This is a genomic window from Iodobacter sp. BJB302, assembly GCF_002735645.1.
GTDB lineage: Bacteria > Pseudomonadota > Gammaproteobacteria > Burkholderiales > Chitinibacteraceae > Iodobacter.
In genome coordinates this window covers 1-24,311 of record NZ_PDZG01000053.1, presented here as the reverse complement: position 1 = coordinate 24,311, position 24,311 = coordinate 1, and the positions used below count along the sequence as shown (strand labels likewise).

Genomic DNA, 24,311 nt, shown 5'->3' with positions numbered 1-24,311 from the left:
TGAATAATGAATATATTTTTTACAAAATGGCTGCAAAGTATTAAGCAATTAATGAAATTTGGAATTGTTGGCCTGGCGGCCACCGGCCTGCATTTATTGATTGCTTTTATACTGCTTTACGCGGGAGTGAATGTCTATCTGGCAAATTTGTGCGCTTTTTTGGGCGCTTTTGTTTTGTCATATATTGGGCATAATTATTGGACATTTGCGATGGCTTCCTGGCACCCTAGTACGCTGGCAAAGTCTTTTTTGCTCGCAAGCATGGGGTTTCTGGCGAATAATATTTTGCTGACTTTTTTATTAAAAATAGCTTTGTTTAATGAAGCCATGGCCTTGTTTTTTTCCCTGCTGCTGGTGCCCCTGCTGAGTTATTTTGGCAGCCGTATATGGGTATTTCAAAAAAATAAATAGCTGTATTTGGGCTAAAACGGGGCGAGGCCTGAATAGATATTGCTGATAATCAGGCCGGAAAATGCCGCACCGATTGTGCAGCTTAAAGCAATAAGTACCGTGGATTGCTGCTTTAAACGATCATAACTCAGTATGCCAATAATGCATGGCGCCAGTGAAAGTGAATAGCGACCGGCTGAATGGATTTCCGGATTCATTAAAAGTGTGGTGCCAAGTATTAATGCGCCGCTGCCCGCAATCAGCGCCGCTTTATGCGCATGATTTTTTATGCACAATATACAAATATAAATGGCATAGATCATCAGCCCCAGCGCTAACAGCAGAACGGGTAAATACTCTGCAGATTGAATCAGCCTTAAATCAAAGATACGTGTGGCTAATTGCAAAGGCGATATTTTCCATGCCGAGCGAACCAGAAAGGCCGCTAAAGGTTCGCCCGTGGCATGGGCTTTTACTGCCATATCCAGCAAAATACCCAGCGTTGAAATCAGCCCCATTTTAATGATCATGATGCTGCTTTTTTTGATGCCCTGGCTTTGATAATTGATTGAAAGCCAATAGAGCATTAGTAAAAGGATAGCAATCCCCCCTATAAATCGGGATGCCGTCATGGCGCTGATCATGAGGGCCGCGCTGATCCATTTTTCTTTAATGGTTAAAATTAATGCGGCAGAAAAGAGCAGCATAAACAGCGATTCGGAAAACCCGCCAAAAACAAAGAAAGAAAAAGGGTTAAATGCAAACCATGCGGGGGCTAATAAGGCGCTGCTGGTATTTAGTTTTAATAGTTTGCCAAGGTAAAACAAGCTGAGCATTGCCAGCAGCGAGCAGATCAGATTAAAGCGCAGCATGCTTTTATCTATATCCAGCCCGCTAATGGCATGAAGAGCTTTAACAGAATAGGGATAAAGAAAAGGCCATGCTACGGTTTGCTGAATGGTTCTGTCGCCATTAAAAGCATAATCTTTACTGGCTATTTTGTGATACCAGCCTGCATCGTGGCTGCGGCTTAATATTTCTGTGGTGCTGATTCTGCTGAAGTTTTCTTCCAGCCCATACAGCCCGTTGCTTGTTTTAATCAATGTGGCTAATGAAATATCTTTGCCGTTAATTTGCGCTAAGCCTAATTGGTAGGAAAGTACGCGGTGGTCCTGTGAGCCGGTTTTATTGGCAGGGATTTGTGAGTAGCTGGATTGAATGGATAATTGGCCATCCGGGCAGCTATTTTTAAAACGATGGCTGAGCGTGAAATAGCCCTGTCTGAATAATTGGGATTGCAGTGGCTCTTGATTGCATAAAATGCTTAATGTTTGCGCGCCGGGAATATAGCCTTGCAGGCTGAGTGACTGGATTGATTGCGACTGCTTGAATAAAATCTGCGGGGCCGCCCAGCTGAATGTGGGGTATGGTATTCCTTCGTGCGTATCAACTTGTTTTTGTATCTGGCCATAAAGCAATAAATAAGCCACAGCCCACAGGCCGATCACGGCGAGTAATTGCCCGGGTACAATAAAACATTGTTTCATGAAAGACCCTCAGCTGATATACACCAGCAATAAGCATATCTGAAGCAGGTATTTACTATATAAAAAGTTTTCTGTTTAAAGATGTGCCACTTGAAAAAAACCGGAATATTTTAACCGCGCAAATTAGAAAGCCGTGCTTTCCTTAAGCGCGGATCACACTGGGTTTTATTCAGGTCTTTTTCTGAGCAGGGTAAAATGATCTTCTTGCTGTATTAAATAGTTTTTATTGTTTAGTGATTCAATTAAAGCATTGTCTTTTATAATAAACAATGTTTTATTGTCTATGCTGCCGTCTTTTAGCGCCTTTAATACAGTTTCATTTTCAGGCTGTATTCTGGATGCGTCATGGCGGGCAAAATAAGCTGTGTTAATGCTCATTTTATGCAGCGCAGCCCAATTGGCAAGATGAATATAATCCGGGTCTGCATGTTGCAGCGGATAAATTTTAAGTGCATTGAGCCCTTGTGGGGGCATTTGCCAGAATGGCGATTTTAATGGCGAGGGGCGGCTCAGGCCTGAGGGAATGCCTTCCTGTTTTAGTGTGGCAATGGTGCAATAAATATCCGCAAATTGTAATAATAAGGCGAGGCTTAAGATAAAAGCGCTCTGCCGCGGGCTAAATCTTTTTAATAGTAATACGGTGCTGAGCAGAATCAGTAAATAACTCAGGGGCCAGGTAAAGCGGCCAACCGCTCTGAAAACCCCGGTTAAAGCGGATATTGCTGCGGGCAAATTTATTTCAATTAAATGATAAGAGCCCAGGGTAATCAGCGGGCTGAGGGCATAGAGGGCCAGCAGGCTGCAGGCTGTTGCGAGTGGCCACCATTGAATATCGTCGGGTTCAGAATGATTCTGTGTGGGTCTTATTAATCTGGCAAGGCTGTTTAAAATAAGATTGATACAGATAAAAAGTGCACCTGTGCCCATATAATTCATTGCATCATTTTGCTCTGGCCAGGCAGAGGGCAGCTTGTGTAATAGGCCCCAGTTTTTTGAATCAATAACAGAAAGCAGATTGGCGCTATAGTATATTTGCCCTGTGCCAGACAGCCCGCCAGCGATACAAAAATAGCCGCTGCTGTATAAAAGGGCATAAATATAAATTGGCATAAATATCAGCGATTGATATCTGTGCCGGGGATTGGCCCATAAAGAAGCCAGCCATACGGGTAACAGCATGGCCAGTAAATAGGCGTGAATCAGTGCTGCCAGCCCCAGAAAGAGATACCAGAGCCTGTTTTGTTTGCTGAGATAAGCCCAGAATCCACCCAGAATTAACCAGTGAGCAGAGAGGGCAAAGTGCCCAACCCCGCCTATTCTTGCCATCATGGGGGCACTGGCTAAGAGTAAAAGACTGCTGGCAAGACAGTAATAAAATGATTGGGTGGTGTATTTGGCGCATTGCCATGCGAGTGCGCCCTGCAAAATAAAGCAAAGCAGTATCCATATCCCATGGTATTGGAAATGCTCGCTAAGCCGCGGGGATAATAATTTAAAAAAAAGAGCAAATAGCGGAATTGAATCGGTAAATACAACAGAGCTGGAAATCACCCCGCCGTATTGTGGATTTAAGCCCAAAGGCCAGTGCCAGGTATTATCCTGGCGAAAAAAAAGCCATCCAAGATAGCTTTGTGCAGGATCTCCCTGTAATAACCATTCAGTATTGGCCGGAGCCAGAATGTTTTTTCCAAAAAGAATAAAAAACATAGTGGCCCCGATCAATGCGGGAATGATCCAGCCCCAATTGGCCTGGGTTTTACTCACACCAAAACCACGTCAAATATTTCCTGGGAATAGGCGTTTTCTACCTGCAAATAAATCGGCTTTTGAATAAAGTCGGCCAGCTGGGCAAGATTGGCGGATTCTTCATCCAGAAACATATCAATCACGCTTTGCGATGCAAGAATTCGGTATTCTTTGGCGTTGAACTGGCGGGCTTCGCGCAGGATTTCACGCAGAATTTCGTAGCAAATGGTTTGCGCTGTTTTGATTTCACCCCGCCCCTGGCAGGTTGGGCAAGTCTGGCAGAGCACATGCGCAAGCGATTCGCGCGTGCGTTTACGGGTGATTTCTACAAGGCCAAGGCTGGTAAATGGGCTGACAGTAACCTTGGTGCGGTCGCGGCTCATGGCTTTTTTCAGCTCTTCCATCACGGCTGATTTGTGCTCTTCATTATCCATATCGATAAAATCAACAATGATAATGCCGCCTAAATTGCGCAGGCGCAGCTGGCGGGCAATGACCTGAGTGGCTTCCAGGTTGGTTTTGAAAATAGTGTCATCAAAAGAGCGGGTGCCCACAAAGCCGCCGGTATTCACATCCACCGTGGTCATGGCTTCGGTTTGATCGATAATCAGGTAGCCGCCAAATTTAAGGTCAACCCGCCGCACCATGGCGTGTTCGATTTCTGCCTCTACCGCAAACAATTCAAACAGGGGCCGCTCGCCAGCGTAATGCTTTACCCGCGGCAAAACATCAGAGACAAAAGCCCCGGCAAATTCGCTCATTTTGGCAAAATTTTCTCGCGAATCGACCAGCACTTCTTCGGTTTCGCTGTTGACCATATCGCGCAGCACACGCAATTGCAGCGATAAATCCTGAAATAACAGTGATCTGGCGGGCAGGGTGACTGATTTTTGCTGGATATCGGCCCAGATTTTATCCAGGTACTGAATATCGGCGGTCAGCTCTTCATCGGTGGCGTGCTCGGCCGAGGTGCGGATGATATAGCCCTGATGCTTTGATTCGGCCAGCAGTAATTCCAGGCGTTTTTTCAGCTGGCTGCGTTCAACATCTTTATCAATACGCTGGCTGATGCCGATATGTTTTTCTTGCGGTAAAAAAACTAAAAAGCGCCCTGCAATGCTGATCTGGGTGGAGAGCCGTGCGCCTTTGCTGCCGATGGGATCTTTTGCTACCTGCACCAGCACCGGCTGGCCTTCGTGCACGATGCGCTCGATTCTTTGCACTTCGTTAGGATGCTGACGTTGCTCGATTACATCGGCAATATGCAAAAAAGCGGCACGCTCCAGGCCAATTTCAATAAAGGCGCTTTGCATGCCGGGTAAGACGCGTTTCACCACGCCCAAATAAATATTGCCAACCAGGCCGCGGTGGGCTGATCGTTCTATATGAATATCCTGAACCACACCATCTTCAACGGTGGCCACGCGGGTTTCTTGTGGGGTGATGTTGACGAGGATTTGTTCTTTCATTGGAAGGGCCCTGTTTTTTTATATTTGGATGGGTCTGTCTTGGTGGCGTTTGGTGTTGTTCAATATTTGAGGCAAAAAATTCAAAAAATTCAAAAAGTTCTTTTTTAGTGCCTTCGGCAAGTTGATTTAGGTGCGGGCGTCCCGCTGGACCTTCCTTTCTTGCGCGGCCAAGAAACGAAGCCAAGCCACAACCCCAGAACACGAAAGCTCCTCGCTGCGGACAGCGGCGTTGTGTCAACTCGCTTCGCTCAAACACGAATTGACGACTACCCCGCCCCGCTTGTTCCTCGCTCGGCGTGTTTTCAGGGGATGATAAAAGCCCCATGCTGAGCGCGTAGTGATTGCTTACATTTTTTGCATGCACATTGCAACCCCAAAGAGGGCTTCCTGCCAGCTTGTCCCCTTACCATATTATTTCTTCCTTAACAGCGGCAAGCACATCATCATCAACTCGTCCCACACTTCGCCTTTGCCTATGCCCTTATTCATCTGATCGATGAGGGCGGCGTGGGCGAGGGCGGTTTTTAGCTGGGCGGCTTTGACGCGGGCAAGCGCAGGCTCTACCAGCTTTTGTTTTTCGCCCCAGATACGTAATTCTTTAAATAACTGTGCGGTGGGCGTGCCGCGTTGTTTGCCAAGGCCCAGCCGGTACAGGGTGCGTATTTCTTCCGCCAGCGACCACAGCACTAAATGCGGGGCCTCCCCTTCGGCCCGCAGGCCTGCCAGCATACGGGCAAAGCGGGTGGCGTCCCCTGTGAGCAAGGCGGCGCCCAGCTGAAATACATCGTAGCGCGCCACATTGGCAACGCTGGCTTGTAAATCGCTGACGCTGATTTCACCCTCAGGGTGCAGCAGGGCCAGCTTTTGGATTTCCTGAAAGGCGGCCAGTAAATTGCCTTCAACCCGGTCGGCTAAAAATTGCAGTGCTTCGGGGGCGAGTTTTTGCTGCTGGCGTGCCAGCCGCCCGGCTATCCATTCGGGCAATTGGCGGTGTTCGATATTTTTTGCTTCAAGCACTTCGCCTTTGGCCGCCAGAGCCTGAAACCACTTGCTGTTCTGGCCGGTTTTATCAAGCCGCGGGCAGGTGACTAAGGTGATGGTGTCGGGCGGCAGGCGCTGGCAATAGGCTTCAATGGCCTTGCCGCCATCAATGCCGGGCTTGCCGGTGGTGATGCGCAGCTCGATGAGTTTTTTATCTGAAAAGAGCGAAAAAGAATTGCCCTGCATTTCCAGCTCAGACCATGCAAAACCGGGCTCTACGGTGAGCACTTCACGCTCTGCATAGCCAGCAGCTCTTGCTGCATCTCTGATTTGCTGCGCGGCTTCGAGCACTAGCAGGGTTTCGTCGCCATGCAGGGTGTAAAGCGCGGCAAGGCCTTTGCTCAGGTTGCGGGGCAGATCATCAGGGCGCATGGTTAATCCTTACGCTGATGGGATGTGGATGATTTACGGCGCATCTTTCAATTTGGCCAGTGCGCTGATGCGGCGCAAAATTTGCTGGGCTGCGTCTTGCTGCATATCGGCTATCAGAAGCCCTGCTTCAGCGTCTTTACCTAGGCTATTATTTTCGTCGTAGCTGTAATCGCGGTTGAGCTGCAATTTGCCATTTTCAATCAGTTGCTGCTCACCGGCCTGTACGCTGTAAGTAACGCGATAAAACAAACGGTATTCGCTAACCCGGCCTGCATTATTAACTGTAAGCACTTTTTGCTCGGTGCTATCACTCATAATATTAATTACAACAGCGGGCTTAAGCACATTGAGCGTAACGCTTGGCAGTGTGGATAAGCTTTGCTTAAGCTGCTGGGCAACTGCGCTATCGCCGATCACATGGGCTGTGGTGTACGGAAACGTACCCGGCCCGGTGCCGCGCAAATGAAAGCCGCAGCCTGTCAGCAGGCCAAACAGAAGCATAGAGATAAAGGCTTTAAGCATAGGTTTGCCCATGGTTAGCTGCGGGTTGGATAAATAGCCGGTCATGGCCGCTGAAACCCGCGTATTGCCCGCAGGTTGCAACGGCCATGCCGCTGTGGTCTTTTAAACCACAATACTGACTAAACGGCCAGGTACAACGATGATTTTTTTCGGCGTGCCTTCGATAAACTTCTGCACATGCTCATGGCTCAGCGCCAGCGCCTCAATTTGCTCTTTTGGCGTCTCTTTGGCAACGCGAATGCTGCCACGCAGTTTACCGTTGACCTGAATCATCATTTCAATTTCGTCCTGCACCAGCGCCGTTGCATCCACTACCGGCCAGCTTTGGTTCAGCAAGCTGGTTTGTGGCACCAGGGCCGCCCAGATTGCTTCGCAAATATGCGGCACGATAGGGGCAAGCAAAATAGCCGCAGCTTCCAGCACTTCCTGAGCGATTGCCTTGCCTGCATCATCTGCCAGCTGGCCTTTATTCAGCATGCCGGAGTAAGTATTTAGCAGCTCCATAACAGCGGCAATCACGGTATTAAACTGCTGACGGCGGCTGTAGTCATCGCTGATTTTAGCAATGGCGGTGTGCAGGGCAAAGCGCAGTGCTTTTTGCTCCTTGCTGATTTCACCCGCTGTATATTTAGCCACCACGCCAGAGCTGACATGATCAAACGACAGCTTCCAGAGGCGTTTCAGGAAGCGGTGCGCGCCTTCAGCACCGGCATCAGACCATTCCAGAGATTGCTCTGGTGGCGAGGCAAACATCATAAACAGGCGGGCGGTATCTGCGCCGTACAGCTCGATCAGCTCTTGCGGATCAACACCGTTGTTTTTGGATTTGGACATTTTTTCAACGCCCGCTACCATCACCGGCAGGCCATCTGCCTTGCTGGTGGCCGAAATCATTTTGCCCTTGGCATCGCGCTCGATTTCTACATCGGCAAAGTTAATCCAGTCTTTGCCGCCGTTATCCATATCGCGGTAGAACGTCTCGCACACCACCATGCCTTGGGTGAGCAGCTTTTTAAATGGCTCGTCGCCAGAAACCAGGCCTTCATCACGCATCAGCTTGTGGAAGAAGCGCGCATATAAAAGATGCAGAATGGCGTGCTCAATCCCGCCGATATACTGGTCAACCGGCAACCAATGATCCGACGCAGCTTTGTCTACCAGGCCAGTTTCGCATTTTGGCGAGGCGTAGCGGGCGTAATACCATGAGGATTCAACAAAGGTATCCATGGTGTCGGTTTCGCGCTTGGCAGCTGCGCCACACTTAGGACATGTTGTTTCGTAAAACTCTGGCATACGGGCCAAAGGCGAGCCGGCACCATCCGGAATCACATTTTCTGGCAGTACAACTGGCAAATCTTGCTCTGGTACGGGTACATCACCGCAGGTATCGCAGTGAATGATAGGGATTGGGCAGCCCCAGTAGCGCTGACGGCTGATACCCCAGTCGCGCAGGCGGTACTGCGTTTTTGGCGCGCCTGCATTCTGTGCAGACAATTTAGCGGCCATGGCGTCATAGGCTTGTTCAAAATTCAGGCCATCAAACTCGCCGGAATTAAACAAGATACCGTGCTCGCCATAGGCATCCTGCCATGGCTCGGCCACATCACGGCCAGCAGAGGTTTCGATCACGGCTTTCAGTGGCAGATTGTATTTATGCGCAAAGGCAAAATCGCGCTCGTCGTGCGCTGGTACGGCCATTACCGCACCGGTGCCGTAGTTCATCAGCACATAGTTGGCTACCCACACCGGCAGTAAATCGCCAGTTAGCGGATGGCGTACTTTATGGCCGGAATCCATGCCTTTCTTTTCCATGGTCGCCATATCGGCTTCGGCCACAGAGCCGCTTTTGCATTCGGCAATAAAGGCTTGCAAGTCAGCATTGCCCACGGCTGCTGAAGTTGCCAGCGGATGCTCGGCAGCAACTGCCACATAAGTTGCACCCATCAGGGTATCGGGGCGGGTGGTGTAAACGGTGAGTGATTCGATGCCTTCCGCAGCCTCTGCCAGCGGGAAGGTCACATCCATACCGCGCGATTTGCCAATCCAGTTGCGCTGCATGGTTTTTACCTGCTCCGGCCAGCCATCCAGCTGATCCAGATCTTGCAGCAATTGCTCGGCGTAATCGGTGATCTTGAAGTAATACATTGGGATTTCGCGCTTTTCTACCACCGCGCCAGAGCGCCAGCCGCGCCCATCCACTACTTGCTCGTTTGCCAGCACGGTCTGATCAACCGGATCCCAGTTTACTGTGCCGCTCTTTTTATAAATTACGCCTTTTTCAAACAGGCGGGTAAACAGCCACTGCTCCCAGCGATAGTAATCTGGCTTGCAGGTGGCAATTTCACGATTCCAATCTACGGCCAGGCCCAAAGATTTGAGCTGGGTTTTCATGTATTCGATATTGGAATAAGTCCACTCTGCAGGCGCAACGCTGTTTTTCATGGCCGCGTTTTCAGCGGGCAGGCCAAATGCGTCCCAGCCCATAGGCTGCATCACATTAAAACCATTCAAAGCGTGGAAGCGTGAGAGTACATCGCCTATGGTGTAGTTACGCACATGGCCCATGTGGAGCTTGCCACTTGGGTAAGGGAACATAGACAGGCAATAGTATTTAGGCTGACCGGCCTTTTCGATGGCCGCAAAAACCTGATTTTTTTCCCAATGCTGCTGGGCCGCAGCCTCGATGTCAGACGGTGTATAGAGCTCGATCATGCCGGAAATCCCGTTGTACTTACACAAAGCCGATGATTATATCCCGAATGTTTGGATTTCGGGTTTCAGAAGGAAGCTGATATGCGTTTAGTGCTTTTAATGGGTTTATTACTCGCCTCTTTAGCCCATGCCGGGCCTGCCATTGTGGAATCCGTACAGCTGCCTGCATGGGTGGAGCGCAGCGGGGTTAAAAAACCACTCTCACCCCAGCTGCAGCTTTTACCAGGAGACCGGATCACAACCGGGCCAGGGGCAAGGGTTTACTTGCAGCTGCCCGAAGGTAGCCGGGTGAAGCTGGGCGAGAATGCACATTTATCCCTTGATCAGCTTAATGAAGCCAATGGCAAGGATGGGAGTGTTTTTAAGGCTGCGCTAAAAATGGTGACCGGCGCTTTTCGCTTTACGACCAATGCACTGAATAAAAACAGCCAGCGTGAGGTGAAAGTCACTGTGGCCGCTGTAACAGCGGGGATACGCGGTACCGATTTATGGGGCAAGGCCGATAGTGATAAAGACGTGGTGTGCCTGCTGGAAGGCAAAATATCTGTGGCAGCAGAGGGCAGGCCGCAGGTGGAGCTGAACGAGCCTTTAAGTTTTTATATTGCCCCGCATGATCAGGAGCCTCTGCCTGTTGGGAAAGTAGAGCCTGAAAAACTTAAAAAATGGGCGGCAGAAACCGAAATAGAAGGCCATGCAGGTGCGCTTATAAAAAAAGGACCATGGCGTATTACCTGGGCCAATTACGCCAGTGCTGACGAGGCATTGGTGCTTTATGACAGCTTGCAGCAGGCGGGGTATCCGGTAAAAATTCGCAGCCAGGCCCGACGCTATCGGGTGGTGCTGGCGGGCCTCACTTCAGAAGCAGGTGCCAGGGCCGTGGTGAGTAAAGTGCATGCACAATTTACCACCCCGCTGGCAGAGATTAGTCGATAACTTACATTAATAACTTACAATTTTTTTGTGTATTTGATATGTAAAATACACTGCAGCAATTAATTGATTACTAATTTTGTAAAAAATATTTGTTTTTTTCTTAGAGCTACAGCCGCAATGCACTAGATTGATATAAATCCCGTCTGGGTCGGGGTATCGATTGAGGTGCACTATGTTTTTTAAGCAAAGTCGGCTGATTAGCCAATTAGACAGCGCGGCCGAAGCGGCTTTGCGTGGAGATATGCCACGCTGGACCATGGATGGCGACGAGAAGCTGCGTGCAATTGGCGATAAATTACATCGCATCTGGCATAAAACCAGCGAAGAGCTTTCTGCGGCCCTGCACGAAAAACGGGCTTTGAATGAAGAAGTCAGTGCTTTGCAGGAAGAATTAGCCAGGGAAAAAGCGCAGTACATTGCCTTAGAAACACGTTTTGATCTGGTGAACCGGGCATCAAGCGAAGGCCTTTGGGATATGAGCGTGGTGGCGGGTGATCCGGTTAATCCCGCTAATGTATTCTGGTGGTCGCCTACCTTCAGGCATTTGCTTGGGTTTAGCGATGAGCGTGATTTTCCTAATGTGCTGGGGAGCTGGGCTAACCTTTTGCACCCTGACGATAAAGACACTACGCTGACTGCCTTTGCCGATCACTTAAATGACAGAAGCGGACGCACTCCTTACGATATTGAATACCGCCTGCAATGCAAAGATAAGCAATATCGCTGGTTCAGGGCTAGGGGGGCTACTCAGCGTAATAGCGAAGGCGTGCCGCTCAGAGTGGCTGGCTCTTTAGAGGGAATCTCCCTGCGTAAAAAGCACGAGGCCGAGCTGGATAAAACCCTGACCCGATTCGAGCTAAGCAGCGCAATGCTGTCTGAAGGCCTGTGGGATATGGAAGTCGATGTGGATAACCCGGTTAACCCGCAAAATGCCTTCTGGTGGTCTGAGCAATTCAGGTCTTTATTGGGGTTTCATTCGGTGAACGAGTTTCCGGATGTATTGGAAAGCTGGGCCAGCCGCTTACACCCAGACGAAAAGCAAGGTGTGCTTGATGCATTTGCCGCGCATTTAAACGATAAAACCGGCAAAACGCCTTACGACATCGAATACCGTCTGAAGTGTAAAAACAACGAATACCACTGGTTTCGCGCAAGAGGCAAAACCCGCCGCGACAGCAATGGCGCACCGCTGCGCGTGGTAGGCGCTTTGGCCGCCATTGATGCCGAAAAGCAATCCGAAGCACTGAGCGGCGAAAGCTCGCAAAGGCAAAGCCTGGAAAAAAGCTTGGCCGAAATTGCCACCATTGTCGGTACGATTAAATCAATTGCTGATCAAACCAATCTGCTGGCGCTGAATGCCGCCATCGAAGCCGCACGCGCCGGAGAAGCAGGCCGTGGCTTTGCGGTGGTAGCCGATGAAGTCAGAAAACTGGCAGAAAGAACCAGCGCTGCTACGCTGGATGTAGAAAGCTTGGTCAGGCAGAGTAAGTAAGGCTGCTCGTGTGTGAATGGCATCGATGGCTGGCATTTAGCCTCGATGCCATTAAGCATGGCTTTGTATCTGTAATACTCTTTTTTTTTGCAGCGCACCATTTTAGCGCGCGCTGACCCACTGCCTGTGGGATGGATTGCCTGATTATCAGGCTGAGCACGAAGGCACACTTCTTGCTGCTAATGAGGTGTCTTCTTCTTGTTGGCCTTGTCATGCTGCGCATACTCCTAGTCAACGATCAAGCCCGCTCCGAAATATCACCATCCATGCTGGGCAGTGCGTACGAGCTATTGCCCCCGCTCCATACGGCCAGCGCTTTATGGCCTGCGCTTCAACAAGACCCGCCCGATCTTCTCCTGATTAATACTGCCATCCCTTCCAAAATACTGCTCGATCAACTGCATGCCATTAAGCGTGCCGTGCCGGTTTTGATGTTTGCAGAAGGGCTGAATCAGGCGCAGATTCGTGCTTGCCTGCAAGTAGGGGTAAGCCATTGGAGCGATGGTTTTGCTGCAGAAAAATTGCCTGTGGCGGTGATGATGGCCCAAGTGCAATTTGAGCAAAGCCAAGCCTTGCAGCAGCGCATTGGTTTGTTGGAGCAGCAGTTAGCCGATCGAAAAGTGATCGATCAGGCCAAAGGCCTGTTAATGGATAAGCGCCGCTTAAGCGAAGGAGAAGCTTATGACACCCTGCGCCGCCAAGCCATGAAACAGGGAATGAAGCTGGGAGATGTGGCAAGGCAAGTCTTAGCGATGGCGGATTTGTTAGGGTGAGGTGGGGATGTGCTTATGATGCGGCTACACGCTTGCAAGCACTGAATCACCGTAGGATGGACTTCACCCCTTGGCGCTAAGCAAAGCAAAGTAGCCCTTTTTTTAGTGCTTTCAGCACGTTGATTTAGGTGCGGGATCCCCGCGGGGACTCACTTTCTTGAACGGCCAAGAAAGTAAGCAAAGAAGGCCGCCCCACGAAACACGAAGGCCCCTGCTCTGCGGACAATCGAGTCGGCGGCAGGCGGGATTCGCTCGCTGCCTCGCTCCCTGGCCGAAACCCCGCCCCGCTTGTTCCTCGCTCCGGCGTGTTTCAAGGGGACTTTAAAAGCCCTATGCAAAGAGCGTGGTTATTATGCTTTTCGCTGTTTGCTCATGAAAAAGCAAACTGGTTAGTGCTCATGGGGTTTCACCCGCTCTACAAAAAATGCGTATTCATTATTCCTCTGTGCAAATCCTGTGCAAGTTTATGTTGCGCTGCGTCATTATGGTGCGGTGCATCCTTTTATTTTTGGTGCACCATGATGGATTGATGATGTTATCTATTTGATTTACTTTGTTTTTTATTGAGGCGCTAATACTGGCACAGCGTTTGCTACGTAGGTAGCCAGGGCCGCTTAGATCAGCGTGCCTGTAAAGATTTAAAACTCAGTGTAATGATGCGCTGGGTGTGGGGAAGGTCAATGGCGGCCCATCTCCCCCGAGGACAACGGCGTCCCTCCACGATTGTGGCGGGACGCTTTTTTTTGCAGTCTTTCCGGAGGCAGACATCATGGATCGTAGCTTTTGGCGTTCAGGCCATACCCCCACTCTTCTTACTGCTTTTCTCTATTTTGATCTAAGTTTTATGGTCTGGTATCTTCTTGGCCCCTTGCAGATACAGATTGCCACGGCGCTTAGCTTATCAACCAGCGAGCGCGGCCTGATGGTGGCGACGCCGATTTTGGCAGGTGCTTTGTTGCGTTTGGTTTTAGGTGTGTTTGTGGATCGCATCGGAGCTAAGCGCACGGGGTTTTTTGCGCAGCTGATTGTGATTGTTGCGCTGTTAAGTGCATGGCAGCTGGGTGTGCATAGCATGGCAGAGGCTTTGTTATTAGGCGTGTTTCTTGGTTTTGCTGGTGCTGCATTTGCAGTGGCTTTACCGCTGGCTTCTCGCTGGTATCCGCCACAACATCAGGGCACGGCGATGGGGATCGCCGGGGCGGGCAATTCTGGCACCGTGTTTGCCGCGCTGTTTGCGCCGGTATTGGCGATTATGTTTGGCTGGCAAAACGTGTTTGGCCTGGCGGTGATTCCACTCTTGTTTGCCCTGGTGCTCTACACCGTGTTTGCCAAAGACGCACCTGGATCGGTTAATCCTAAAAGCTTCTCTGATTACGCCAGGGTATTAAACAATAAAGATGCCTGGTTATTTATGGGCTTTTACGCCATCACCTTTGGTGGTTTTTCTGGCTTTGCCAGCGCCTTACCCGGTTACTTTCATGATCAATTTGGCTTTGCTCCAAAAATGGCCGGTTGGTACACCGCGGCCTGTGTATTGGCAGGCTCGGCAATGCGCCCACTTGGCGGTGTGATTGCCGACCGGATTGGCGGCACGCGTACCCTGCTGATTGTCTATGTTTGCTCCGCAGTATTGATCGGCCTCACCGGCCTTGGCTTAGGCGGATCGAGTGTGGCTGTTTGCCTGTTTGTTGGTGCAATGCTCTGCCTTGGGGCGGGCAACGGCGCGTTGTTTCAACTGGTGCCACAGCGCTTTGGCAAGGAGCTAGGCGTGATGACCGGCTTGATCGGCATGGCCGGTGGTGTAGGCGGCTTTGCGCTGGCAGCGGGCCTTGGCATGGTGAAACAAACCACCGGCAACTACAGCCTAGGCCTCTGGCTATTCTCCTTTCTCTCCCTCATCGCATGGTACGGCCTCTCCGGCGTAAAAGTACGCTGGCGCAGCGCCTTGGGTGGCGATCTGGCACAAGCAAGGATTTAGGGATGAAACCCAAATCTTAAAACACGGAGTTAAGGAGAACACGGAGGGCCACGGAGAAAACCTTATTAAATAGTGAATTTTGAATACATTAGAAATGACGGTTTATGGGGAAAAATGAAGGAGAGGTTTTCTCCGTGAAACTCCGTGTTCTCTGTGTCCTCCGTGGTTCAAGATTTGGGTTTACAAAAAATTTTAGGTTTACAGATCAATTCATCATAAAGGAATCCAGCCATGACTAAACCCAAGCTTGTCGTTGTCGGAAACGGCATGGCCGGTATTCGTACGGTGGAGGAGCTGCTGACTCTTGCGCCTGATCGCTACGACATCACCGTGTTTGGCGCAGAGCCGCATCCTAATTACAACCGCATTTTGCTCAGCCCTGTGCTGGCGGGTGAGCAGACTTTTGATCAGATCGTGCTGAACCCTTTGAGCTGGTATAGCGACAACCATATCACCCTGCATCTGGGCAAAACCATTGCCAAAATTGATAGGGTGCGGCGGGTAGTGATTAGCGATGATGGCGTGGAGGAGGGCTACGACAGGCTGTTGCTGGCTACCGGCTCCACGCCTTTTATCCTGCCTGTTCCTGGTAAAGATTTAAATGGCGTAATTAGCTACCGCGATATTTATGACACCGAGGCGATGATTGCCGCTGCCAAAATCAAAAAACACGCCGTGGTGATTGGCGGTGGTTTGCTGGGGCTGGAGGCCGCCAATGGCCTGATGCTGCGCGGTATGGAAGTCTCTGTGGTGCATTTGGGCGATTGGTTACTGGATAAACAGCTGGATATTACCGCTGGCAAGTTATTGCAGGATTCCTTAATCGCACGAGGCCTGAAATTCTTAATGGGCCAATCCACCGCCGCCATTTTGGGTAATGAGGCGGGGGAAGTTTGCGGTGTGCGCTTTAAAGATGGCAGCGAGCTGGCGACGGATCTGGTGGTGATGGCCGTAGGCATCCGCCCGAATACCAAGCTGGCCGAAGCGGCGGGGCTGTTTTGCAAGAACGGCATTGTGGTGAGCGATGCCCTGCAAAGTTATGATCCGCGCATTTACGCCGTGGGTGAATGCGTCAACCACCGAGGTGTGGCCTATGGTCTGGTTGCCCCCCTATTTGAAATGGCCAAGGTGGCCGCGAATCATCTGGCGCTGATGGGCTACGGGCAATACAAGGGCTCGGTGCTTTCGACCAAGCTAAAAGTCACCGGCATTGATTTATTTTCGGCCGGGGATTTTATGGGCGGCGATGAGTGCGACGAGATCGTGCTGTCTGATCCTGCCGGTGGCATTTATAAAAAGCTGGTGATTAAAGACGACAAGCTGGTCGGTGCCTGCCTCTATGGCGATACCACCGACGGCGCGTGGTATTTCAAGCTGCTGCGCGAGGGCCGCAGCATTAGCGATCTGCGCGATACCCTGATGTTTGGCGAATCCAGCGTCGGGGATTCGGGCGTGCAGGGGCAAAGCCGCGCGGGCGCGATGCAAGATAAAGGCGAAGTGTGCGGCTGTAATGGCGTATGTAAAGGCACCATCGTCAACGCTATCAAAGAAAAAGGCCTGTTTACCGTTGATGATGTCAAAAAGCACACCAAGGCGGCCAGCTCCTGTGGCTCGTGTACCGGCCTGGTTGAGCAGATTTTGATGAATACCTTGGGCACTAACTTCCAGGAGTCGCCTAAGACCAAGGCCATTTGCGGCTGCACCGATCACACCCATGCGCAGGTAAGGCAAGCGATTCGCCAGCATAAATTAATCAGCCATACCGAAGTGTACGAATTTATGGAGTGGCGCACCCCAAGCGGCTGTGCTACCTGCCGCCCCGCCGTCAATTACTACATGTTATCGACCTGGCCTAAAGAAGCCGTGGACGATCCGCAAAGCCGTTTTGTTAACGAACGGGTGCACGCCAATATCCAAAAAGACGGCACCTTCTCGGTGATTCCGCAAATGAAAGGCGGCGTGACTAATGCCGCCGAGCTGCGCCGCATTGCCGACGTGGCCGATAAATACGCCGTGCCACTGGTAAAAGTCACCGGCGGCCAGCGCATTGATTTACTTGGGATCAAAAAAGAAGATTTGGTGAATGTCTGGGCAGATTTAGGCATGCAATCTGGCCACGCCTACGGCAAATCAATCCGCACGGTTAAAACCTGCGTGGGCAGCGAATTCTGCCGTTTTGGCACGCAAAACAGCACGCAAATGGGCATCGATCTGGAAACCATGCTGGCCAATATGTGGAGCCCACATAAGGTAAAACTCGCCGTATCTGGCTGCCCAAGAAACTGCGCCGAAAGCGGCATTAAAGACGTGGGCATTATCGCGGTGGACAGCGGCTGGGAGCTGTATGTGGGCGGCAACGGCGGCATCAAAACCGAAGTAGCGCAATTCTTCACCAAGGTAAAAACCGCCGGTGAAGTGAAAGAATACAGCGGCGCATTTTTACAGCTTTACCGCGAAGAAGCCTACTACCTAGACCGCACCGTGCACTACATCGCCCGCGTTGGCTTGGATTACATCAAGCAAAAAATCTTAGACGACGAAGCCAACAGAAAAGCCCTCTTCGAGCGCCTGCTCTACTCACTGGAGGGGCTGCGAGACCCATGGGCAGAGCGGATCAACGGCAAGGCACGGCAGGAGTTTATTCCGATCAAGGTGCTGGCTTGAATAAATAGTAAACCCAAATCTTTAACCACGGAGAACACGGAGGACACAGAGTTTCACGGAGTAAAGCAGAGTGTTTGGTTGAAAAAATGCGCCATTCCCGAGTGCTTTTGTCGGGAATCCAGCGGCTCTACTGGATCCCCGATAAAGACACTCGGGGATGACGGTTTTGATTACATAACAAGCACCTTCTAAGGCGTGATTCTATTAAAAATTTCTCTGGGTACTTACTGATTTTTTAGCACTTGGTTTTCTCCGTGAAACTCCGTGTTCTCTGTGCCCTCCGTGTTTCAAGATTTGGGTTTTGTACTTAGCAGAGTAGTTCCCGCATCCGTTTTTTAAGGACAAAGCAATGAATATGAAAGCCAATCAACCTTGGGTGAGTATTTGCCAAGTGAGCGATATCCCCAAGCTGGGCAGCCGTGTGGTGCAGCGGGATGCGGGCAATGTAGCGGTGTTTCGCTCCGCTGCGGATGTGGTGTTTGCGCTGCTGGATCATTGCCCACACAAGGGCGGGCCTTTGTCGCAGGGCATTGTGCACGGCGAATCGGTGACTTGTCCTTTGCACAGCTGGAATATCGACCTCGCCACTGGCGAGGCCCGCGCCCCCGACGAAGGCTGCGCCAGGCGCTTCCCCGTAAAAGTTGTCGAAGGTGAAGTATTTTTGAGTTTGTAGATTTTATGTAAACCCACTTCTTAAACCACGGAGGGCACAGAGAACACGGAGGTGCACGGAGAAAACCTAAGAATCTGGGTAATTACTCAGGCGAGTTAAAAACAAGGTCGCTGCCCATAAAAAACACCAAAGGCACGGAAAAACCGGCCATTTCTCTTGGTTTTCTCCGTGAAACTCCGTGCCCTCTGTGTTCTCCGTGGTTCAGGATTTGGGTTTTATTTAAATAGCGTGAAATTTGCCACTTTGAAAGAGAAAAACCATGACCACCATAACCCGTTCTACCTGTTGCTACTGCGGTGTGGGCTGCGGGGTGTTGATCGAGAGTGAGGGCGAGCAGATTGTTGGGGTGAGTGGCGATCCGGCCCATCCTGCCAACTGGGGCCGCCTTTGCACTAAGGGTTTGTCTTTGGCCAAAAGCGTGCAAAGCGCCACTGGGCGGGCGATGTATCCAGAGCTGCGCACTAGCCGCTCGACCGCCCGGCAGCGGGTAGATTGGGATACCGCGCTGGATGCGGTGGCGGATCGGTTTGCGGGGATTATTGAAGAGCACGGGCCGGATTCGGTGGCGTTTTATGTCTCTGGCCAGCTGCTGACCGAAGATTACTATGTGTTTAATAAGCTGGCTAAGGGCCTGATTGGCACCAACAATATCGATACCAATTCGCGGCTCTGTATGTCGAGCGCGGTCACGGCTTACAAAATGGCCTTGGGCGCGGATGGCCCGCCAACTTGCTATGAGGACCTAGAATTAGCGCAAACGCTGCTATTCGCAGGCAGCAATATGGCCTATGCACATCCGGTGTTGTTTCGCCGTTTGGAGGCGGCCAAGGCGGCTAATCCAGATATTAAATGGATAGTGATCGACCCGCGCCGTACCGATACCGCCGCCATGGCCGATTTGCATTTGCAGATTCAGCCCGGCACCGATGTGGCGCTGTTTCACGGCATGCTGCACCATATTTTGTGGGAAGGCTTGGCGGATGCCGCCTTTATTGCCGCGCATACCGAGGGTTTTGCCGAGCTAAAAGCGCGGGTGCGGCAGTACACGCCCAAGATGGTTGCCGAGCTATGCGGCGTGCTAGAGGCCGATTTACTGCAAGCGGCAGAATGGTTTGGCCGCTCGCCTGCTGCGCTGTCTTTGTATTGCATGGGGCTGAATCAATCTAGCCACGGCACAGATAAAAACTTGGCGCTGATTAATCTGCACTTGGCGACGGGGCAAATTGGCAAGCCTGGCAGTGGGCCGTTTTCGCTGACTGGCCAGCCCAATGCCATGGGCGGGCGCGAAGTGGGCGGCATGGCCACCATGCTGGCTGCGCACCGCGATATTGCTAACCCGCAGCACCGTGCCGAAGTGGCGCAATTTTGGGGCGTGGACGCTGTATCAGGCAAGCCGGGCCTGCCTGCGGTGGCGATGTTTGATGCGATTAAATCGGGGCAGATCAAGGCGGTGTGGATTGTCTGTACCAATCCCGCGCATTCCCTGCCAGATTTGCCCAATGTGCGTCAGGCGCTGGAAATGGCCGAGTTTGTGGTGGTGCAAGATGCCTTTGCCCACACTGACACCACTGCCTTTGCCGATGTGCTGCTACCCGCCAGCAGCTGGGGCGAAAAAGAAGGTACGGTGACTAACTCTGAGCGGCGCATCTCCCGCGTTCGGGCTGCGGTGCCGCCACTGGGTGAGGCCAAATCAGATAGCTGGATTGCCCTGCAAGTGGCGCAAAGAATGGGTGCGCGCTTAAAACCAGAGCACCCCGGCCTCTTCTTTTTTGATAGCCCCGAAGCCATTTTTAACGAGCACCGCGCGCTAACGGTAGGGCGCGATCTGGATATTGGCGGCCTAAGCTATGCGCTGCTGGAAGCATCCCCGCAGCAATGGCCTTACCCCAAGGACGCAAGCAGCGGGCAGGCGCGGCGCTATTCAAACGGCCTGTTTGCTACCGACTCTGGCCGTGCCAAATTTATAGCGGTGGATTATCTGCCGGTGGCCGAGCCGACCAATTCACGTTTTCCTTTTCATCTGCTGACTGGCCGCCTGCGCGATCAATGGCACGGCATGAGCCGCACTGGCCGCCTGCCGCAGCTCTTTGCGCATAGCTCCGAGCCTAGCCTGGATATGAACCCCGTTGATGCCGAGCGGCGCAACTTAAAATCGGGTGATTTACTGCGCGTTTCGAGCCGTCGCGGCAGCCTGATTTTGCCATTGGCGCTGTCTGCCGATCTGGTATCGGGCTGCGTTTTTACCGCCATGCACTGGAGCGGGCAGTTTTTAAATAGCAGCGGCAGCAATGAAATCGCCAGCAGCGCCACCGATGATAAATCGTTTCAGCCCGAGCTAAAACACGCCGCCGTGCGCATCGAAAAAGTCGAGCTGCCATGGGCATTATTAGCCGCCCGCAAAGGCGATGTATTAGCGCTGCACGCCGCCGTGCAGCCCTTATTAAAATCCTGCAGCTACGCCAGCATCAGCCTGCAAGGCCGCGACGAGCCGGTTTTAGTATTACGCGCCGCCGCCAAAATGCTGCCCGAAGGCCTCTTAGAAAAGCTCTTCGCCGCGCTCGATCTTTACCCCAATCACGACGTACTCGAATACCACGACGCCCGCCGCGGCCTGCTTAAACGCGTCGGCTGGCAAGACGATCAACTCACCGGCTTTGTGCTGGCGGGCGACACCCAAGGCGGCGAAGCGCTGCTCGAGCAACTGATCGCAGGCAACCCATGGCAAGGCCCGCGGCTTAATGCTTTCTCGCCAAAAAAACTCAGCAATACTCCGCGTGACCCCGTGATCTGCAACTGCATCAACGTGCGCGAATCCGCCATCCGCGCGGAAGTGGCGCTAGGGGCGGATGTCGCCAGCCTAAAAGCCAAACTAGGCTGCGGCAGCGTATGCGGCTCCTGCGTACCGGAGTTAAGCAGGATGTGTAATCAGGTGATTAAGGCGTGAGGTTGTGGAAAGGGGAAAGGGAAAACCCAAATTTTGAACCACGGAGTTTCACTTGAATGTAGGTTGGGTTAGCAGCTTTATCGCGTAACCCAACATGCTTTGACTCCTAACTAAGGAGGGTCAAAAAGACCTTTTTAGTGCCTTCGGCACGTTGATTTAGGTGCGGGCGTCCCGCTGGACCTTCCTTTCTTGCGCGGCCAAGAAACGAAGCCAAAGAAGGCCGCCCCGACCAGCACGAAGGCCCCTCATCTGCGGACAATCGAGCGGCGGCTGCGGAACTCGCTTCGCTCAGACAGTCCTCGCCGAAACCCCGCCCGCTTGTTCCTCGCTTCGGCGTGCTTCAAGGGGATTTTTAAGCCCCGTGCCGAGAGCGAAGTCATTATATTTTTTTCGTTGTTTGCTGAAGAAGAAGCAAACTACTTAGTGCATATGGGGTTTTTACTAGCCCTACAAAACCTCTTACTCAAATCTTGGAAAACCAACCATGAAACAAGGCAAAGTGATTTTATTAGGGGCGGGGCCGGGGGATTTGGATTTGCTTACTATCAAAGCCATGAAAGCGCTGATGCTGGCCGATGTGGTGCTGCTCGATGATTTAGCCAACCCAGAAATCGCCAGCCTTGCCCCGCAAGCACAGCTGATTCGGGTAGGGAAACGAGGCGGCTGTAAATCGACGCCACAAGATTTTATCCAAAGGCTGATGCGCCGCTACGCCTTACAAGGCAAGGTGGTGGTGCGGGTCAAAGGCGGAGAAGTGCTGCTGTTTGGCCGCGCAGGGGAAGAAATCCGCTTTCTGCAAGCCGCTGGGGTCCACGTTGAAATCATCAACGGCATCAGCTCCGGCCTTGCCGCCGCCGCATCGCTCGGTATCTCGCTCACCCACCGCGAACACTGCCAGGGCGTCACCTTTGTAACCGCCCACGCGCAGGACCATAGCGAGCCAAATTGGCAAGCACTCGCCCAAACCGGCACCACGCTCGTGATCTATATGGGAATGAGCCGCATCGGCCAAGTCACCGCCGGCCTGCTCAAAACCCTAAGCCCCAACACCCCCGCCGCCGTAGTCCAATGGGCCAGCACCCCAGCTGAGCGCCGCTTAATCAGTAATCTGGGGAATTTGGCGGTAGATGCACAGGCTGCGCAAATGGGCAGTCCGGCGATTATTTTGGTGGGAGAGGCGATTGGGGAGGCGAGGGAGAGGGTGTTGGATGAGGCTGTTGCGGCGTGATGGTTTAATAGTCATTGATCGCGGCCAAGCCTCGGCTGACTACGTCCATGCACTGTTTTTCATCCAGAATATTTTCAATTCCACCCTGCTTATCAAAGCATTTGCAGCTGGTTTTTTTAGCGTTGGTCGCACAGCCGCTGATGCTGGCTAAACGCTGCTTACGTTTATTATCTGCCGCGTATTCTTTGGCTCTTCGCTCGCTATCTTTTTGAATTTGCTCAAATGCCTTGGTGGTGCTTTGTACCGCACCGTCCGTGATGCCTCGGCTGATTTCACGCGAGGTATTTTCTATTACACCTGCGTGGGTGTTTAGCGTTATCAGTATCAGGCAGCCAAGTAATAATCGTCGCATATCTTGCATATTGAGTTTTTTATGGTGGATATTATCGACATGATATATGGTTACTAACTGACTTGTTGTTTTCATTGCTTGTTAGTTATGTAGGGCGGCTTGGGTTCATCAACCCGCGCTGGGCGATAATGCCAACAACTAACAGCAAGCTAATTACCTCTCAGCTTATTGAATCGCGGGTTACGCCTGCGGCTAACCCGCCCTACAGGGCTATATCTTGTGAGGCCCTTTATGAAGTATTGCGAGCGATTTCAGAAATGCCTCATCGATCCCACAGAAGAGCAGTCTTTTGAGCACGATCCCTTGACAGCATTCTCATATTTTCTTTCAGGTCGAGTGAACGTCCTCTGCTCATTTGCTCAGGAGATTATCGAGAACCTAGACAAGGGCTTTGCTTCGAAGTGCATAGATGGCAAAACTGTTGAGAGGGCGGAATCACTTATGTGGTTGTGGCTATTGGGTGCATACGAGGTGGTCAGAACAATGCACCAAGCAAAACCATGCTTCAGCCAGCGGCTTGTTCTAGATTTGCAAGGTTTAAAGCAGGCGCTTGCAATTGCAAGAATGCCAGCAGCTAAAATGGAAAAGCCCGGTAAGAAGACTCCTGTAGTATCAAGCCGAAGTCCAAGTGGCTGGGACATGGTGAACCGTGATTTGTTGGTAAATGACCCGCTCGAAGACGTTAGCATCTCTGCACGTTGGCTTTTGTCGGAGTTCGATCGGGTGTTTTGCTCTATTACACGATCCGATGTTTTAGCACCTCATGAAGCATCATATCTCAGCCCGTAGGGCGGGTTGGGTTTATCAACCCGCGCTGAGCCATGCCGTTTTTACAGTTATTTTTAGTGCCTTCGGCACGCTGATTTTGGTGCGGGAATCCCCCGCAGGGGCCTTCCTTTCTTGAACGGCCAAGAAAGGAAGCAAAGAAGGCCGCCCCGGCCAGCACGAAACCCCTCACTGCGGACAATCGAGCGGCGGCTGCGGAACTCGCTTCGCTCAAACAGTCCTCGCCGAAACCCCGCCCGCTTGTTCCTCGCTTCGGCGTGCTTCAAGGGGATTCTTAAGCCCCGTGCGATGAGCTAAATCCTGTAGGGCGGGTTAGTTTTATCAACCCGCGCTGAGCGATGCTCCAATCACAAATCACCTCTTAATTGTCTCAGCATGCCATGCCTAAATCGCGGCTTACGCCTGCGGCTAAGCCGTGCTACAGCTTTTTTTGTATATTATCTGTTTCACTTCTTCGTAATAAAAAAACCCAATAAATTAATAAATTAATACATTAAACTGACAATTTTACGCAGGTTTCATCAATATTATGGCGTAGTATATTGTCATAAATAGGGCTTGCCCCCAATGCTGTTCACTTTATGATTTTTATTCCCCAGTTATGCCGTTGATTAAGAATTTCCGTGCCTTTTCTACTTGCAAAATGCTTAGTTCGTCGTTTCACAACCCGCGGATTACTGCGTCCTGTT

18 protein-coding genes are annotated in these 24,311 nt (G+C 51.5%); 10 read left to right on the top strand and 8 right to left on the bottom strand.

Annotated features, from left to right (window positions below; genetic code table 11):
• Positions 1 to 51: 51 nt before the first annotated feature.
• Entirely contained in the window at positions 52 to 411 is a 360-nt protein-coding gene (locus CSQ88_RS15880; RefSeq protein WP_180273682.1) for a GtrA family protein, read from the top strand.
• An 11-nt stretch (positions 412 to 422) separates the two neighbouring features.
• Here the strand turns inward: CSQ88_RS15880 and CSQ88_RS15875 are convergent, their stop codons facing one another.
• From CSQ88_RS15875 to leuS, 7 genes are all read right to left on the bottom strand, one after another.
• Positions 423 to 1,937 carry a hypothetical protein gene (locus CSQ88_RS15875; protein ID WP_099399064.1) on the bottom strand — a complete coding sequence of 505 codons (1,515 nt, stop codon included), beginning with the start codon at positions 1,935 to 1,937 and terminating at the stop codon, positions 423 to 425.
• Positions 1,938 to 2,102: 165 nt separating this feature from the next.
• Entirely contained in the window at positions 2,103 to 3,701 is a 1,599-nt protein-coding gene (locus CSQ88_RS15870) for a DUF6311 domain-containing protein (RefSeq protein ID WP_099399063.1), read from the bottom strand.
• Entirely contained in the window at positions 3,698 to 5,152 is a 1,455-nt protein-coding gene (gene rng / locus CSQ88_RS15865) for a ribonuclease G (RefSeq protein ID WP_099399062.1), read from the bottom strand. The genes CSQ88_RS15870 and rng overlap by 4 nt, the downstream gene beginning before the upstream one ends.
• Entirely contained in the window at positions 5,094 to 5,516 is a 423-nt protein-coding gene (locus CSQ88_RS22815; protein ID WP_143449494.1) for a hypothetical protein, read from the bottom strand. The genes rng and CSQ88_RS22815 overlap by 59 nt, the downstream gene beginning before the upstream one ends.
• Positions 5,517 to 5,563: 47 nt before the next feature.
• Positions 5,564 to 6,565, bottom strand: coding sequence for a DNA polymerase III subunit delta (gene holA / locus CSQ88_RS15860; protein WP_099399061.1), 1,002 nt, complete (start codon positions 6,563 to 6,565; stop codon positions 5,564 to 5,566).
• A gap of 33 nt (positions 6,566 to 6,598) precedes the next feature.
• Positions 6,599 to 7,132 (bottom strand): LPS assembly lipoprotein LptE, encoded by a 534-nt coding sequence (gene lptE, locus CSQ88_RS15855; RefSeq protein WP_099399060.1) that lies wholly within the window; start codon positions 7,130 to 7,132, stop codon positions 6,599 to 6,601.
• A gap of 57 nt (positions 7,133 to 7,189) precedes the next feature.
• The gene (gene leuS / locus CSQ88_RS15850; RefSeq protein ID WP_099399059.1) at positions 7,190 to 9,799 is read right to left on the bottom strand and encodes a leucine--tRNA ligase; all 2,610 of its coding nucleotides are present in this window, start codon (positions 9,797 to 9,799) and stop codon (positions 7,190 to 7,192) included.
• An 81-nt stretch (positions 9,800 to 9,880) separates the two neighbouring features.
• On the opposite strand from leuS, the gene CSQ88_RS15845 reads away from it, so the two are divergent.
• The 8 genes from CSQ88_RS15845 (at position 9,881) to cobA (ending at position 22,484) form a co-directional block, all read left to right on the top strand.
• A complete protein-coding gene (locus CSQ88_RS15845; protein ID WP_099399058.1) occupies positions 9,881 to 10,732 on the top strand; it encodes a FecR domain-containing protein in 852 nt (283 codons plus the stop codon).
• Between the two features lie 172 nt (positions 10,733 to 10,904).
• Positions 10,905 to 12,224 (top strand): PAS domain-containing methyl-accepting chemotaxis protein, encoded by a 1,320-nt coding sequence (locus CSQ88_RS23595; protein WP_099399057.1) that lies wholly within the window; start codon positions 10,905 to 10,907, stop codon positions 12,222 to 12,224.
• Between the two features lie 212 nt (positions 12,225 to 12,436).
• Positions 12,437 to 12,997, top strand: coding sequence for an ANTAR domain-containing response regulator (locus tag CSQ88_RS15835; RefSeq protein ID WP_180273681.1), 561 nt, complete (start codon positions 12,437 to 12,439; stop codon positions 12,995 to 12,997).
• A 769-nt stretch (positions 12,998 to 13,766) separates the two neighbouring features.
• Positions 13,767 to 14,975: a NarK/NasA family nitrate transporter gene (locus CSQ88_RS15830; RefSeq protein WP_099399055.1), complete on the top strand. Its 1,209-nt coding sequence runs from the start codon at positions 13,767 to 13,769 to the stop codon at positions 14,973 to 14,975.
• A 231-nt stretch (positions 14,976 to 15,206) separates the two neighbouring features.
• Positions 15,207 to 17,639, top strand: coding sequence for a nitrite reductase large subunit NirB (gene nirB, locus CSQ88_RS15825; RefSeq protein ID WP_099399054.1), 2,433 nt, complete (start codon positions 15,207 to 15,209; stop codon positions 17,637 to 17,639).
• 355 nt (positions 17,640 to 17,994) lie between these two features.
• A complete protein-coding gene (gene nirD, locus CSQ88_RS15820) occupies positions 17,995 to 18,312 on the top strand; it encodes a nitrite reductase small subunit NirD (RefSeq protein WP_218963121.1) in 318 nt (105 codons plus the stop codon).
• 259 nt (positions 18,313 to 18,571) lie between these two features.
• Positions 18,572 to 21,256 carry a nitrate reductase gene (locus CSQ88_RS15815; RefSeq protein ID WP_099399052.1) on the top strand — a complete coding sequence of 895 codons (2,685 nt, stop codon included), beginning with the start codon at positions 18,572 to 18,574 and terminating at the stop codon, positions 21,254 to 21,256.
• A gap of 484 nt (positions 21,257 to 21,740) precedes the next feature.
• Positions 21,741 to 22,484 carry a uroporphyrinogen-III C-methyltransferase gene (cobA, locus tag CSQ88_RS15810; protein WP_099399051.1) on the top strand — a complete coding sequence of 248 codons (744 nt, stop codon included), beginning with the start codon at positions 21,741 to 21,743 and terminating at the stop codon, positions 22,482 to 22,484.
• A gap of 4 nt (positions 22,485 to 22,488) precedes the next feature.
• Here cobA and CSQ88_RS15805 read toward each other — a convergent pair whose 3' ends face one another.
• The gene (locus tag CSQ88_RS15805) at positions 22,489 to 22,845 is read right to left on the bottom strand and encodes a hypothetical protein (RefSeq protein WP_143449493.1); all 357 of its coding nucleotides are present in this window, start codon (positions 22,843 to 22,845) and stop codon (positions 22,489 to 22,491) included.
• Between the two features lie 222 nt (positions 22,846 to 23,067).
• Here CSQ88_RS15805 and CSQ88_RS15800 point away from each other — a divergent pair, with 222 nt between their 5' ends.
• The gene (locus tag CSQ88_RS15800; RefSeq protein WP_099399049.1) at positions 23,068 to 23,625 is read left to right on the top strand and encodes a hypothetical protein; all 558 of its coding nucleotides are present in this window, start codon (positions 23,068 to 23,070) and stop codon (positions 23,623 to 23,625) included.
• Positions 23,626 to 24,311 lie beyond the last annotated feature (686 nt).

Coding starts and splice junctions, on each gene's coding strand:
- nirD (WP_218963121.1), top strand. CDS start 17,995: ATGAAAGCCAATCAACCTTGGGTGAGTATTTGCCAAGTGAGCGATATC.
- CSQ88_RS15875 (WP_099399064.1), bottom strand. CDS start 1,937: ATGAAACAATGTTTTATTGTACCCGGGCAATTACTCGCCGTGATCGGC.
- CSQ88_RS15880 (WP_180273682.1), top strand. CDS start 52: ATGAAATTTGGAATTGTTGGCCTGGCGGCCACCGGCCTGCATTTATTG.
- holA (WP_099399061.1), bottom strand. CDS start 6,565: ATGCGCCCTGATGATCTGCCCCGCAACCTGAGCAAAGGCCTTGCCGCG.
- CSQ88_RS15845 (WP_099399058.1), top strand. CDS start 9,881: ATGCGTTTAGTGCTTTTAATGGGTTTATTACTCGCCTCTTTAGCCCAT.
- cobA (WP_099399051.1), top strand. CDS start 21,741: ATGAAACAAGGCAAAGTGATTTTATTAGGGGCGGGGCCGGGGGATTTG.
- rng (WP_099399062.1), bottom strand. CDS start 5,152: ATGAAAGAACAAATCCTCGTCAACATCACCCCACAAGAAACCCGCGTG.
- CSQ88_RS15800 (WP_099399049.1), top strand. CDS start 23,068: ATGAAGTATTGCGAGCGATTTCAGAAATGCCTCATCGATCCCACAGAA.
- nirB (WP_099399054.1), top strand. CDS start 15,207: ATGACTAAACCCAAGCTTGTCGTTGTCGGAAACGGCATGGCCGGTATT.
- CSQ88_RS23595 (WP_099399057.1), top strand. CDS start 10,905: ATGTTTTTTAAGCAAAGTCGGCTGATTAGCCAATTAGACAGCGCGGCC.
- CSQ88_RS15805 (WP_143449493.1), bottom strand. CDS start 22,845: ATGCAAGATATGCGACGATTATTACTTGGCTGCCTGATACTGATAACG.
- CSQ88_RS15815 (WP_099399052.1), top strand. CDS start 18,572: ATGACCACCATAACCCGTTCTACCTGTTGCTACTGCGGTGTGGGCTGC.
- CSQ88_RS15835 (WP_180273681.1), top strand. CDS start 12,437: ATGCTGCGCATACTCCTAGTCAACGATCAAGCCCGCTCCGAAATATCA.
- CSQ88_RS15830 (WP_099399055.1), top strand. CDS start 13,767: ATGGATCGTAGCTTTTGGCGTTCAGGCCATACCCCCACTCTTCTTACT.
- leuS (WP_099399059.1), bottom strand. CDS start 9,799: ATGATCGAGCTCTATACACCGTCTGACATCGAGGCTGCGGCCCAGCAG.
- lptE (WP_099399060.1), bottom strand. CDS start 7,132: ATGACCGGCTATTTATCCAACCCGCAGCTAACCATGGGCAAACCTATG.